General features: G+C 67.9%; 12 protein-coding genes. 9 read left to right on the forward strand and 3 right to left on the reverse strand.

Annotated elements, in window-relative coordinates; translation table 11 throughout:
• Positions 1 to 11: 11 nt before the first annotated feature.
• Entirely contained in the window at positions 12 to 872 is an 861-nt protein-coding gene (locus C458_RS06395; RefSeq protein WP_008574204.1) for a 3-hydroxyacyl-CoA dehydrogenase family protein, read from the reverse strand.
• A 217-nt stretch (positions 873 to 1,089) separates the two neighbouring features.
• Here C458_RS06395 and C458_RS06400 point away from each other — a divergent pair, with 217 nt between their 5' ends.
• From C458_RS06400 to C458_RS06415, 4 genes are all read left to right on the forward strand, one after another.
• A complete protein-coding gene (locus tag C458_RS06400) occupies positions 1,090 to 2,034 on the forward strand; it encodes a helix-hairpin-helix domain-containing protein (protein ID WP_008574205.1) in 945 nt (314 codons plus the stop codon).
• Between the two features lie 303 nt (positions 2,035 to 2,337).
• Positions 2,338 to 3,231 (forward strand): class 1 fructose-bisphosphatase, encoded by an 894-nt coding sequence (locus C458_RS06405; protein WP_008574206.1) that lies wholly within the window; start codon positions 2,338 to 2,340, stop codon positions 3,229 to 3,231.
• A gap of 202 nt (positions 3,232 to 3,433) precedes the next feature.
• Complete coding sequence (locus C458_RS06410) at positions 3,434 to 5,179, forward strand: acyl-CoA carboxylase subunit beta (protein WP_008574207.1); 1,746 nt, start codon at positions 3,434 to 3,436, stop codon at positions 5,177 to 5,179.
• A gap of 188 nt (positions 5,180 to 5,367) precedes the next feature.
• Positions 5,368 to 5,727 (forward strand): DUF5658 family protein, encoded by a 360-nt coding sequence (locus C458_RS06415; RefSeq protein WP_008574208.1) that lies wholly within the window; start codon positions 5,368 to 5,370, stop codon positions 5,725 to 5,727.
• Here the strand turns inward: C458_RS06415 and C458_RS06420 are convergent.
• Both C458_RS06420 and C458_RS06425 read right to left on the reverse strand, forming a co-directional pair.
• Positions 5,711 to 6,166 (reverse strand): DoxX family membrane protein, encoded by a 456-nt coding sequence (locus tag C458_RS06420; RefSeq protein WP_008574209.1) that lies wholly within the window; start codon positions 6,164 to 6,166, stop codon positions 5,711 to 5,713. The two genes, C458_RS06415 and C458_RS06420, sit on opposite strands and share 17 nt — an antisense overlap.
• 81 nt (positions 6,167 to 6,247) lie before the next feature.
• On the reverse strand, positions 6,248 to 6,820 hold the full coding sequence (locus C458_RS06425; protein WP_333782710.1) for a MaoC family dehydratase: 573 nt from the start codon (positions 6,818 to 6,820) through the stop codon (positions 6,248 to 6,250).
• A gap of 150 nt (positions 6,821 to 6,970) precedes the next feature.
• Between C458_RS06425 and gdhB the strand changes: the two genes are divergently transcribed.
• From gdhB to pyrI, 5 genes are all read left to right on the forward strand, one after another.
• Positions 6,971 to 8,257, forward strand: coding sequence for a glutamate dehydrogenase GdhB (gene gdhB, locus C458_RS06430; protein WP_008574211.1), 1,287 nt, complete (start codon positions 6,971 to 6,973; stop codon positions 8,255 to 8,257).
• A 51-nt stretch (positions 8,258 to 8,308) separates the two neighbouring features.
• Entirely contained in the window at positions 8,309 to 9,148 is an 840-nt protein-coding gene (locus C458_RS06435; protein WP_008574212.1) for a CoA ester lyase, read from the forward strand.
• A 146-nt stretch (positions 9,149 to 9,294) separates the two neighbouring features.
• The gene (locus C458_RS06440; protein WP_008574214.1) at positions 9,295 to 10,548 is read left to right on the forward strand and encodes a Glu/Leu/Phe/Val dehydrogenase; all 1,254 of its coding nucleotides are present in this window, start codon (positions 9,295 to 9,297) and stop codon (positions 10,546 to 10,548) included.
• A gap of 219 nt (positions 10,549 to 10,767) precedes the next feature.
• On the forward strand, positions 10,768 to 11,682 hold the full coding sequence (gene pyrB, locus C458_RS06445; protein ID WP_008574216.1) for an aspartate carbamoyltransferase: 915 nt from the start codon (positions 10,768 to 10,770) through the stop codon (positions 11,680 to 11,682).
• The gene (gene pyrI / locus C458_RS06450) at positions 11,679 to 12,146 is read left to right on the forward strand and encodes an aspartate carbamoyltransferase regulatory subunit (RefSeq protein WP_004043480.1); all 468 of its coding nucleotides are present in this window, start codon (positions 11,679 to 11,681) and stop codon (positions 12,144 to 12,146) included. The genes pyrB and pyrI overlap by 4 nt, the downstream gene beginning before the upstream one ends.
• The last annotated feature ends 3 nt before the right edge of the window (positions 12,147 to 12,149 follow it).

Raw genomic sequence — 12,149 nt, forward strand, 5'->3', positions numbered from 1 at the left:
CGCTCGTCTCCTTAGTCGTACTCGTAGAAGCCCTTGCCCGTCTTCTTGCCGAGGTCGCCCGCCGCGACCTTGCGCTTGAGCAGGTACGCCGGCTTGTAGCGGTCACCGAGCTCCTCGAACAGCGTCTCGGAGGCGTCCAGACAGATGTCGAGGCCGATGTGGTCCGCGAGGGTGAGCGGCCCCATCGGGACGTTCGTGCCGAGGGTCATGCCGCGGTCGATATCCTCCTTCGAGGCGACGCCCTCGTCGTAGGCGCGGATGCCCTCGTTGAGCCACGGCATGAGGATGCGGTTGGTGACGAAGCCGGGCTTGTCGTCGGACTCCCACGTCTCCTTGCCGAGGGCCTCCGAAAAGTCGTGGGCGAACGCGACGACGTCGTCGGCGGTCTTCTCGCCGCGGACGACCTCGACGCCCTTCATAATCGGCACGGGGTTCATGAAGTGGAGGCCGACGACGAGTTCGGGGCGCTCGGTCGCGGCCGCGATGGTCGTGATAGAGAGCGTGCTGGTGTTCGTCGCCAGCACGACGCCCTCGGGGACGATGTCGTCGAGGTCGGCAAAGATGTCGCGTTTCACGTCCATGTTCTCGACGGCGGCCTCGACCACGAGGTCGCAGTCCCCGAGGTCCGCGAGCTCGGTCGTCCCCGCGACGCGCCCCTTCGCGGCGTCGGCCTCGTCCGCGGTCAGTTTCTCCTTCGAGACGAACCGCGAGAGGCTGTCGTCGATGGCCGACAGGCCACGCTCGACGTACTCGGGTTCGAGGTCGCGCATGACCACGTCGTAGCCGGCCATCGCGGCCACCTGCGCGATGCCGTTGCCCATCGTTCCCGCGCCGACGACGCCCACCGTGTCGATATCTTCGGTATCGTACATATCCGGGTCTGCGCGAGGGAGGGTGGTAAAACTTGCCGATGCGTTCGGAATAGTGACAGACTCGTGACTGTCACGGGAAGACTCAAGTCGGGGGCAAGAATGGGGATATGCAACGGNGGTAAAACTTGCCGATGCGTTCGGAATAGTGACAGACTCGTGACTGTCACGGGAAGACTCAAGTCGGGGGCAAGAATGGGGATATGCAACGGTGACTGGGGTGAACGACGCCGGCAGATACGACGAAGACGACGCGGGCGGGGACGGAGGGGAAGCCGTCTCGGACGCGCGCCCGAGCGACGCCGAGGGCGCAAACCGGGGGAACGGACCGGACGAGGGGCCGAAAGACCCTGCTGAGGCGCTGACCCACCTGCTCAGACCGCGGGGCGACCGCGCGAGCGACGGCGTCCCGACCGAGTTAGAGGCCTTGAAATACGTCGGCCCGGCGACCGCCGACTGTCTCGCCGAGGCGAACATCGACGCGGCCGCTATCGTCGGCGGCGAGGTGTGTTACCGGGACCTCGTCGCCGCCGGGACGAACCCCGGCGTCGCGGCGAAGATTCGGCGCTGGCACTCGCTTTCGTGGTCGTTCAACTCCGGCGACGACCTCGACCGCCGCTCCTCGCAGGTCCGCGGACTGGGCGACGACGAGCGCGCGTGGGTCGCCGCGAGTTCGGGCGACTGGGGCGCGAGTGACGATGCCGACACCGGCGACAGCGACGGCGACAGCGACAGCGACAGCGACAGCAACACCGGCGATTGGACCCCGGACGGCCGAGGCGAGGCGACGGAGACGAGCGGCCCGGCGCGAGACGGAGACTGGACTCCGTCGGGGTCGGAATCGGACGGCGACGAGGACGCCCCCTCGGAGCCCACGGCGTCGGGCGATTGGACGCCGACCGGGCGAGGGGCGACCGACGCGTCGACCGACGGTTCGGGAGACGCGCTCGCGGCCGAAGAAGCGTGGCGCGAGCGGTCGAAGCCGAGACCGCTGACGACGCTCGCCGACATCGACGAGGCCGACGCCGAACTGCTCGCCGAGGCGGGCGTCCGCTCGGTCAGGCGACTCGCCACCGCCGACCCGGAACACGTCGCGGACGCCCTCCAAATCGACCCGACCGTCGTCAGCGCGTGGAAGGGTCAGGCGCGCGACGCCATGGAGTAACCGTCGGTTCTGACTGCCGTCCGAATTTTTACTATCTGAGTAGTAATTTCTATTCAGGATGATTTCTCCAGTAATATTTTGTTACGACCCCCATAACGACTGAATTCGGCAATATCTCCTAAACCACTCTAGACGCAGTTTTTATATAGGTAGTTACACCATTTTGAATCAGATGATGCCCGGTTCCGACACGGCCGTCGACTCCCCGCAGACGGTATCTCCCGCCCCGACGACGCTCGGGGTCAGCGCTCGACCCGCCGACGATTCGCCGACGACCCGCCGACGCCCGGAGGGGTGGGCCTGATGGCGACGACCGACGTCAACACCGCCGACACCGCCCGCGACGTGCGGACCATCGACGGCGTGGTCGACGTCATCGCGAGCACCGCGCCCGAGATTCGGACCGGCCTCCCCGGTCGCCGCGTCACCGCCGAAGACGAGAACCCGAGCGGCGAGACGCAGATGGCCGCCGACGTGTTCGCCGACGACCTCCTCTGCGAGCGCATCGGCGCGCTCGACGGCGTCGGCGAGTACGCCAGCGAGGAGCGCCCCGAGTCCGTGGACGTGGGCACCGGCCGGCTGTCGGTCGCTGTCGACCCGCTCGACGGCTCGTCGAACCTGAAGCCGAACAACACGATGGGGACCATCTTCGCGGTGTACGATGGCCCGCTGCCGGCCCACGGGCGCGACCTCGTCGCCGCCGGCTACGTCCTCTACGGCCCCGTCATGACGATGATTGTCGCCCGCAACGGCACCGTCGACGAGTACGTCATCCACGACGACGCGAGCCACGAACTCGTCCGCGAGGACGTTTCGCTCCCCGACGAGGGGTCGGTGTACGGCTTCGGCGGCCGCGTCCCCGACTGGACCGGCGACTTCGAGGCGTTCGCCCGCGAGGTCGAACAGGACCCCTCGCGCAAGCTCCGCTACGGCGGCTCGATGATCGGCGACGTGAACCAGATTCTCACCTACGGCGGCATCTTCGCGTACCCCACGCTGGAGTCCGCCCCCGAGGGCAAACTCCGCGTCCAGTTCGAGGGCTACCCCATCGGCTACGTCATCGAGACGGCCGGCGGCGCGACCTCCGACGGCACGAAGTCGCTCCTCGACGTGGACAAGGACGAACTCCACGCGCGGACCCCGATGTACGTCGGCAACACCGACCTCATCGCGAAGCTCGAAGCCGCGCTGGACTGAACGCGCCCGACCCGTCGGCCCCCGGGTCCGAGGCATCAACCGCGTCGACCGAACCGACCGGGCACCTCGTTTTCTCCGAACTCCGCGGTCGATAGCGACCGGCCTCCAAACGGACTACGGCCGGACTGCCGCCGGTCCCGTTCGGCCGACCGGCAAATCGTGCATGGAAAACCATTTTGAATACGGTGGTGCATCACCGAGTATGAAGGTCAGAATCGGTGACGGCGCGACCGGCGACGAGGCCGAGGCCATCGCCAACGCGCTGGCGCGACACCTCGGGACGGACGTGAACGTCTTCGTCGGCGACGGCGAGGAGGCCGTCGCGGACGCCGAACCGCCCGCGGACACCTTCCCGCTGGACGACGACATGGGACCCACCGAGCGCGAGGAGCAACTCCGCGAGGAAATCGCGGACATCCTCGGCGGCGGCCCCGAGAAGTACAAACAGCGCCTGCCGGAGTCGGGAAAGCTGTTCGTCCGCGACCGCCTCGACCTGTGGTTCCCCGACGGGCTGGCGTTCGAAGACGGCAAGTTCGCCAACTTCGACTCGTGGCACGAGAACTCCCCCGAGGTCGACGACGCGGACCCGAACACCCGCCTGCCGGGCGACGGCCTCCTCACGGGAGCCGCCGAGTTCGAAGGCCGCGACCTCCATTTCATGGCCAACGACTTCACCGTCAAAGCCGGGTCGATGGCCCGCCGCGGCGTCGAGAAGTTCCTTCGGATGCAGCAGCGCGCCCTCAAGACGGGCAAGCCGGTGCTCTACCTGATGGACTCCTCGGGCGGCCGCATCGACCAGCAGACCGGCTTCTTCGCCAACCGCGAGGGCATCGGGAAGTACTACTACAACCACTCGATGCTCTCGGGGTACGTCCCGCAGATATGCGTCCTCTACGGGCCGTGTATCGCCGGCGCGGCCTACACGCCCGTCTTCGCCGACTTCACGGTCATGGTCGAGGGGATGTCCGCGATGGCCATCGCCTCGCCGCGCATGGTGAAGATGGTCACCGGCGAGGAGATTTCCATGCAGGACCTCGGCGGCGCGCGGATGCACGCCGAGGAGTCCGGGAGCGCCGACCTCGTCGCCCGCGACGAGGCGCACGCCCGAGAACTCGTCTCGCAACTCGTCACCTACCTGCCCGACAAGGCCGGGGAGAAGCCGCCGCGCGCCGAGTCGAAACCGCCGCGGTACTCGCCCGACGGCATCGACGAACTCATCCCCGAGTCACCGAACCGCCCCTACGACGCCCACGACCTCATCGAGCGCGTCGTCGACGCCGAATCGGTGTTCGAACTGAAACCCGACTACGGGAAGGAAATCGTCACCGCGTTCGCCCGCATCGACGGCCGGCCGGTCGGCATCGTCGCCAACCAGCCGACCGAGCGGTCGGGGGCCATCTTCCCCGACGCCGCCGAGAAGGCCGCGGAGTTCATCTGGACCTGCGACGCCTACGAGATTCCACTTCTCTACCTCTGCGACACGCCCGGCTTCATGGCCGGCTCGCAGGTCGAAAAGGACGCTATCTTGGAGAAGGGCAAGAAGTTCATCTACGCCACGTCGTCGGCGACGGTGCCCAAACAGACCGTCATCGTGCGGAAGGCCTACGGCGCGGGCATCTACGCCATGGGCGGCCCCGCCTACGACCCCGAGAGCGTCATCGCGCTCCCCTCGGGCGAAATCGGCATCATGGGCCCCGAGGCCGCCATCAACGCGGTGTACGCGAACAAGCTCGCCGAGGTCGACGACCCCGAAGAACGGGCGCGGATGGAAGACGAACTCCGCGAGGAGTACCGCGAGGACATCGACGCCCACCGGATGGCGAGCGAGGTCGTCATCGACGAAATCGTCCCGCCGTCGGCCCTCCGCGACGAGCTTGCGGCCCGCTTCGAGTTCTACGCCGACGTGGACAAATCGCTCCCCGACAAGAAACACGGAACCGTCCTCTGAGCCGAGTCGGGAGTTAATGCTCCGTTTTTTCGGCGGGTAATCTCACGGTAACTGACCTAAGCGGTTCGTACTGAGGACGGCGGGGGTGGTACGGACCTCATCGTCGGCCGACTCCCGCCCGTTCCGCCCATCGTGTCCCGACCCGTCTCGCCGCGACATCGGGAACCGTCGCCTGCCGATAGCCAGCCATGAGCCACGAAGTCCCCCTTCCCGAGACGCCCCGCGCGGCACTCGCACACGCGGTGAGCGACGAGCACGTCCTCTGGACCGTGACGATGCTGGCGTTCGTCCTCGACGTGCTGACGACGCTCTACGGCCTCGGCCGGGGGCTGGCCGAACTCAATCCCGTCGTGCTCGCGCTCATCCCCGTGTTCGGGCCGGTCGGCGCGCTCATCTCGCTGAAACTCGTCGTGCTCGCGGTCGCGGTCGTCGCGTGGCGCGTCCTCCCGAGTCGCTACCGCGGGGCGATTCCCATCGGCGTGGCCGTCCCGTGGGGCGTCGCGGGGCTGATGAACACCCAACTCATCCTCGTCACGGTGTTCGGGTAGGCCGCCGGAGCGACTCGACCAACACGGCCCACGCGAGCCCCGCGAGTCCGATGTCGCGGGCGAGCACGTCACCGAACAGGCCGCCTTCGACGACGAAAACGACCGCGAGGTAGAGACACGTCGCCGACAGCGAGACGGCAGCGACGGCGCTCGCGGGGGCGGTGTAGCGGTCCGCGACGATGGCCGCGCCGAAGCCGACTTCGAGGACGCCGTTTGCGAGCATGAACGTCACCGGCGAGACGACGAAATGCGGCGCGAGCCACGGAACGACGTACGCCGACCACGAAAGCGGGTCCAGAAGCTTGTGGACGCCCGCGGCGAACACCATCGCGCCGAGGCCGACCCGGGCGACGGTCGTCGGGTCGGGGGCCCGGGCGGCGACCGCGGCGGCCCGGTCAGCGACCGACGCGGTCAGTGCGGAGAGGCCGTCGAAATCCATGACCGGCCTAGCGACGCCGGGGAGAAAACGGTGTGGTCGGCGGTGAAGGTGGAGACGCGGGACGCGGGACGGGCCGCCGACTCAGTCGTCCGCGTCGTCCACGTCGTCGGCGTCGGCGGAGAACTCGCGTTTCAGCGACAGCGCCGTCCGCTCGAACTCGCAGACGAGGTCGTCGTCCTGGTTGAACACTTCCACTTTCATCGTCACCACGCCGCGCTCGCCGTCGGAGGTCTCGCGCTTGTCGAGGACGGTCGTCTGCGCCCGGAGCGTGTCGCCGTGGAACACCGGGTTCGGGTGGGACACGTCGTCGTAGCCGAGGTTCGCCACGATGGTCCCGTCGGTCGTGTCGGGAATCGAGAGCCCGACCGCGAGGCTCATGGTGTAGAGGCCGTTGACCAGTCGCTCGCCGAACTGCGAGTCGGCCGCGAACTCGGCGTCGAGGTGGAGCGGCTGCTGGTTCATCGTCATGTCGCAGAAGCGCTGGTTGTCCGACTCCGAGACGGTGCGGCGCTTCTCGTGTTCGATGGTCCGGCCGACCTCGAACTCCTCGTAGTACAGACCGGTCATACTGGTGCGTGTGATAGACCGTGATAAAACCGTGCCGGTCGACCGTCTCGTGTGACAACTATTGCCCCGAGCGAAACGGGATAACAACCATTATAATTATCCACAATAGAGGATTGCGAAAGCGCCCGATGGCGGCTGATTCGGTCGGCCGTTCGGTCGGTGATTCGGCCGTCACTGCGGGCGCGGGACGACGCGTCTGTCCCCCGGCACAGCCGGCGCTCGGCCGGCACGACAATCATGGCATCCGCAGCACCATCCACCGCGACGGACGACGAACCGACCGAAGAGACAGCCCTCGAGACGGCCCGCCGACAGCTCGAACGCGCGGCGGCGCACCTCGACGTCGACCCCGGCGTCATCGAGCGGCTCCGACACCCGAATCAGGTCCACCGCGTCTCGGTGCCCCTCGAACGCGACGACGGCTCGACCGCGGTCTACACCGGCTACCGCGCCCAACACGACAGCGTCCGCGGCCCCTACAAGGGCGGCCTCCGGTTCCATCCCGACGTGACCGAAGCCGAGTGCATCGGCCTCTCGATGTGGATGACGTGGAAGTGCGCCGTGATGGACCTCCCGTTCGGCGGCGGCAAAGGCGGCGTCGTCGTCGACCCCAAGGACCTCTCGACCGACGAGAAAGAGCGGCTCACCCGCCGGTTCGCGGAGGAGCTTCGCCCCTTCATCGGTCCAACGAAAGACATCCCCGCGCCCGACATGGGAACCGACGCTCAGACGATGGCGTGGTTCATGGACGCCTACTCGATGCAGGAGGGCGAGACGAAGGCGGGCGTCGTGACGGGCAAGCCGCCGGTCGTCGGCGGGAGCGAGGGTCGCGACACCGCGCCCGGCCGCTCGGTCGCCATCATCGCCCGCAAGACCATCGACGACCTCGGCTGGGACATCGAAGACACCACCGTCGCGGTCCAAGGCTTCGGCTCGGTCGGCGCGCCCGCCGCGCGACTCCTCGACGACGAGGGCGCGACGGTCGTCGCCGTCTCCGACGTGAACGGGGCCATCTACGACCCCGACGGCCTCGACACGCACGACGTGCCGACCCACGAGGAAGAGCCCGAGGCGGTCATGAAGTACGACGCGCCGCGGAAGCTCTCGAACGAGGAACTGCTCGAACTCGACGTGGACGTGCTCATCCCGGCCGCCGTCGGCAACGTCCTGACCGCCGAGAACGCCGACGACGTGCGGGCTGACCTCGTCGTCGAGGGCGCGAACGGCCCGACCACGTCGGCCGCGGACGAAATCTTCGAAGCGCGCGGGATTCCGGTCGTCCCCGACATCCTCGCCAACGCCGGCGGCGTCACCGTCTCGTACTTCGAGTGGTTGCAGGACCTCAACCACCGCTCGTGGTCGCTCGAACGCGTCCACGACGAACTGGAGACCGAGATGCTCCGCGCGTGGACCGCCGTCCGCGAGCGCGTCGAAGAACACGACGTGACGTGGCGCGACGCCGCCTACATGGTCGCGCTCGAACGCGTCTCCGAGGCCCACGAACACCGCGGCCTCTGGCCCTGAGCCGGGCCGGCGACGCGTCGATATTTCACCGCCCCCCTCGATACACACACCATGCCCCGACGAAGCGTCCTGTTTTCCCCCGGCGACCGACCCGAACTGCTGCGGAAAGCCCCCGGCGCGGGCGCTGACGTGCTCGTCTTCGACCTCGAAGACGCCGTCTCGCCCGACAGGAAAGCCGAGGCTCGGGAGGCGGTCGCTTCGGTCCTCTCGGACCCCGAGTTCGACCCCGACGCCGAGGTCGCGGTCCGCGTCAACCCCGGCGACGCCGGCCGCGACGACATCGCCGCCGTCTGCGCCGCCCACCCGCCGGACGCGCTCGTGGTCCCGAAAGCGACGAGCGCCGACGACGTGACGAGCGTCGCCGGCGCGGCTCGCGAGGTCGGCGCGGACTGCCCCGTTATCGCCATCGTCGAGAGCGCGGCGGGCGTCCTCGCCGCCCCCGAGGTTGCCGCCGCACCCGACGCCGCCGCGGTCGTCTTCGGCGCGGAGGACTTCGCCGCCGACGTGGGTGCGACCCGGACCGACGACGGGACCGAGGTGCTGTACGCCCGCGAGCGCGTCGTCGTCGCGGCCGCGGCCGCCGGCGTCGACGCCATCGACACGCTCCACGTCGACTATCGGGACGAAGCGGGACTGCGCGAGGACGCCGCGTTCGGCCGGCGGCTCGGCTACGACGGGAAACTCGCCATCCACCCCGCGCAGGTCCCCGTCATCAACGAGGCGTTCTCCCCCGACGACGAGGACGTGGCGTGGGCGAGGAAGGTGCTCCGCGCCCGCGACGAGGCCGCGAGGGAGGGCCGGGGCGTCTTCGGCGTCGATGGGGAGATGATAGACGCCCCACTCGTCAAACAGGCCGAGAACATTCTCGACCGCGCCGGCGAGTCGTACTGAGCGCACCCGGACCGATGCGCCGGCGCGAGACCGACCCGGCCGGACGCCCGACGACTGCCACCTTTTAGCAATGGGTATGTGTATCAATAGTGTGGTATGCTACAATCCCCGCTACGCTTAACCGGATGCCCTGACCGTATTAGGGCATGGCACAAGAGGCGAATCCCTTCGAGAGTCTGCAGGAGCAAATCGACGACGCGGCCGCCTACCTCGACGTGCGCGACGACGTTATCGAGCGGCTGAAGAACCCCGAACGAGTCCTCGAGACGAACCTCGCCGTCGAGATGGACGACGGGGACATCGAGCTGTTTCGCGCCTACCGGTCGCAGTTCAACGGCGACCGCGGCCCGTACAAAGGCGGGATTCGCTACCACCCGAACGTCAGCCGAGACGAGGTGAAGGCGCTTTCCGGGTGGATGGTGTACAAGTGCGCCGTCGTCGACATTCCCTACGGCGGCGGCAAGGGCGGTATCGTCATCGACCCCAAGGCGTACTCCGAATCCGAACTCGAACGCATCACCCGGTCGTTCGCCAAAGAGCTTCGCCCCCTCATCGGCGAGAGCCGCGACATCCCCGCGCCCGACGTGAACACCGGCCAGCGCGAGATGAACTGGATTAAGGACACCTACGAGACCCTCGAAAACACCACCGCGCCGGGGGTCATCACCGGCAAGGCGCTCTCGAACGGCGGGAGCGAGGGCCGCGTCGAGGCGACGGGCCGCTCGACGATGCTCACCGCCCGCGAGGCGTTCGACTATCTCGGCCGCGACATCGAGGGCGCGACCGTCGCCGTCCAGGGCTACGGGAACGCGGGCTCCATCGCCGCGAGGCTCATCGAGGACCTCGGCGCGACGGTCGTCGCCGTCTCCGACTCCTCCGGCGGCATCTACGACGCCAACGGCCTCGACACCCGCGCGGTCAAGGAGTTCAAAAACGAGACGGGCACCGTCTCGGACTACGAGGGCACGGAGGCCATCACCAACGAAGAGCTGCTCACCCTCGACGTGGACCTGCTCGTCCCCGCCGCGCTGGAGAACGCCATCGACGGCGAACTCGCCCACGACGTGAAGGCGGACGTCATCGTCGAGGCCGCCAACGGCCCGCTCACGCCCGACGCCGACGACGTGCTCACCGAGCGCGAGGTCAACGTCTTCCCCGACATCCTCGCCAACGCCGGCGGCGTCACCGTCTCGTACTTCGAGTGGGTCCAGAACCGCCAGCGGTTCTACTGGACCGAACAGCGCGTCAACGACGAACTGGAGCGCGTCATCGTCGATGCCTTCGAGGAACTCGTCGACGCCTACGAGAGCCACGACCTGCCGAACTTCCGCACCGCGGCCTACGTCGTCGCCATCCGGCGCGTCGTCGACTCCTACGACTCCGCCGGGAACTGGCCGTAGCGTCGGAGCCGGTCGTCGCCTCGGCGTTTCGCCCTGCCGCCTCGGCGTTTCGTCCTGCCGCCTCGGCGCCTCGTTTTTCGACCGGTTCGCTCCGCTTCTGTGTCCGCCGCGACCGCCGGCGCGGTCGCGCACGCTGCCGATTCTGTGCATGGTGGTGAATATCACGCGAGGCGTCCGATGCCGGGGGATTCAAGTCGGTGTAGGTCTCGTCATTCATCGATGCGTCAGGACCACCTCATCTCCGCGTCGCACCTCTCGCGGGAGGACATCGAGGCGGTGCTCGACCGCGCGGCCGACATCGACGCCGACCCGGCCGCGTTCCGGCAACGACACGCCGGAAAGGTTCTCGGGCTCTGTTTCTTCGAGCCGAGCACGCGAACCCGGATGAGCTTCGACTCCGCGATGAAACGCCTCGGCGGCCAGACCGTCGATATGGGACCGGTCGAGTCGTCGTCGGTCAAGAAGGGCGAGACGCTCGCCGACACCGTCCGCGTGGTCGAGGGCTACGCGGACGCGCTCGTCCTCCGCCACCCGAGCGAGGGCGCGGCCACGATGGCCGCCGAGTTCGTCGACGTGCCGCTCGTCAACGCGGGCGACGGCGCGGGCCAGCACCCGAGCCAGACTCTGCTGGACCTCTACACCATCCGGGAGAACGCCGGCCTCGACGACCTCACCATCGGCATCATGGGCGACCTGAAGTACGGCCGAACGGTGCACTCGCTGGCCGAAGCGCTGACGAACTTCGACGCCAGCCAGCACTTCATCAGCCCCGAGAGCCTGCGACTCCCCCGGAACGTCCGCTACGACCTCCACGCCTCGGGCGCGCAGGTCAGAGAACACACCGAACTCGACGAGGTGCTCCCCGAACTCGACGTGCTGTACGTGACGCGCATCCAGCGCGAGCGCTTCCCCGACGAAAACGAGTACCGCAAGGTCGCGGGACAGTACCAAATCGACTCGGAGACGCTGGAAGCGGCGGCGGACGACCTCACTATCATGCACCCGCTGCCCCGCGTGGACGAGATTTCGCCGGGCATCGACGACACCGACCACGCGACGTACTTCGAACAGGCCCACAACGGCATTCCGGTCCGGATGGCGCTTCTGGATATCCTCCTCTCCCAAGACCGATGACAGACGACCACCAACTCCGCGTCTCGAAGATTCGAAACGGCACCGTCATCGACCACGTCGCCGCGGGGCAGGCGCTCAACGTCCTCGCCATCCTCGGCATCGACGGCACCAGCGGGGAGGCGGTCTCGGTCGGGATGAACGTCCCCTCCGACCGCCTCGGCCGCAAGGACATCGTGAAGGTCGAGGGCCGCGAACTGAGCCAGTCCGAGGTGGACGTGCTGTCGCTCATCGCGCCCGCCGCGAGCATCAACATCGTCCGCGACTACGACGTGGTCGAGAAGAACCGGGTCGTCCGCCCCGACGCCGTCGCGAGCATCATTTCGTGTCCGAACAGGAACTGCATCTCCAACGCCGACGAGCCCATTCAGTCCCGGTTTACGGTCCTCTCGGACGGCGTGCGCTGCGACTACTGCGAGACCATCGTCCGCGAGGACGAAGTCGCGGCCAACCTCGACGTGAACTGACCG

The sequence above is a fragment of the Haloferax sp. ATCC BAA-644 genome (genome assembly GCF_000336975.1).
Taxonomy (GTDB): Archaea; Halobacteriota; Halobacteria; order Halobacteriales; family Haloferacaceae; genus Haloferax; species Haloferax volcanii.

Coding starts and splice junctions, on each gene's coding strand:
- C458_RS06395 (WP_008574204.1), bottom strand. CDS start 872: ATGTACGATACCGAAGATATCGACACGGTGGGCGTCGTCGGCGCGGGA.
- C458_RS06405 (WP_008574206.1), top strand. CDS start 2,338: ATGGCGACGACCGACGTCAACACCGCCGACACCGCCCGCGACGTGCGG.
- C458_RS06410 (WP_008574207.1), top strand. CDS start 3,434: ATGAAGGTCAGAATCGGTGACGGCGCGACCGGCGACGAGGCCGAGGCC.
- C458_RS06415 (WP_008574208.1), top strand. CDS start 5,368: ATGAGCCACGAAGTCCCCCTTCCCGAGACGCCCCGCGCGGCACTCGCA.
- C458_RS06420 (WP_008574209.1), bottom strand. CDS start 6,166: ATGGATTTCGACGGCCTCTCCGCACTGACCGCGTCGGTCGCTGACCGG.
- gdhB (WP_008574211.1), top strand. CDS start 6,971: ATGGCATCCGCAGCACCATCCACCGCGACGGACGACGAACCGACCGAA.
- C458_RS06435 (WP_008574212.1), top strand. CDS start 8,309: ATGCCCCGACGAAGCGTCCTGTTTTCCCCCGGCGACCGACCCGAACTG.
- C458_RS06440 (WP_008574214.1), top strand. CDS start 9,295: ATGGCACAAGAGGCGAATCCCTTCGAGAGTCTGCAGGAGCAAATCGAC.
- pyrB (WP_008574216.1), top strand. CDS start 10,768: ATGCGTCAGGACCACCTCATCTCCGCGTCGCACCTCTCGCGGGAGGAC.
- pyrI (WP_004043480.1), top strand. CDS start 11,679: ATGACAGACGACCACCAACTCCGCGTCTCGAAGATTCGAAACGGCACC.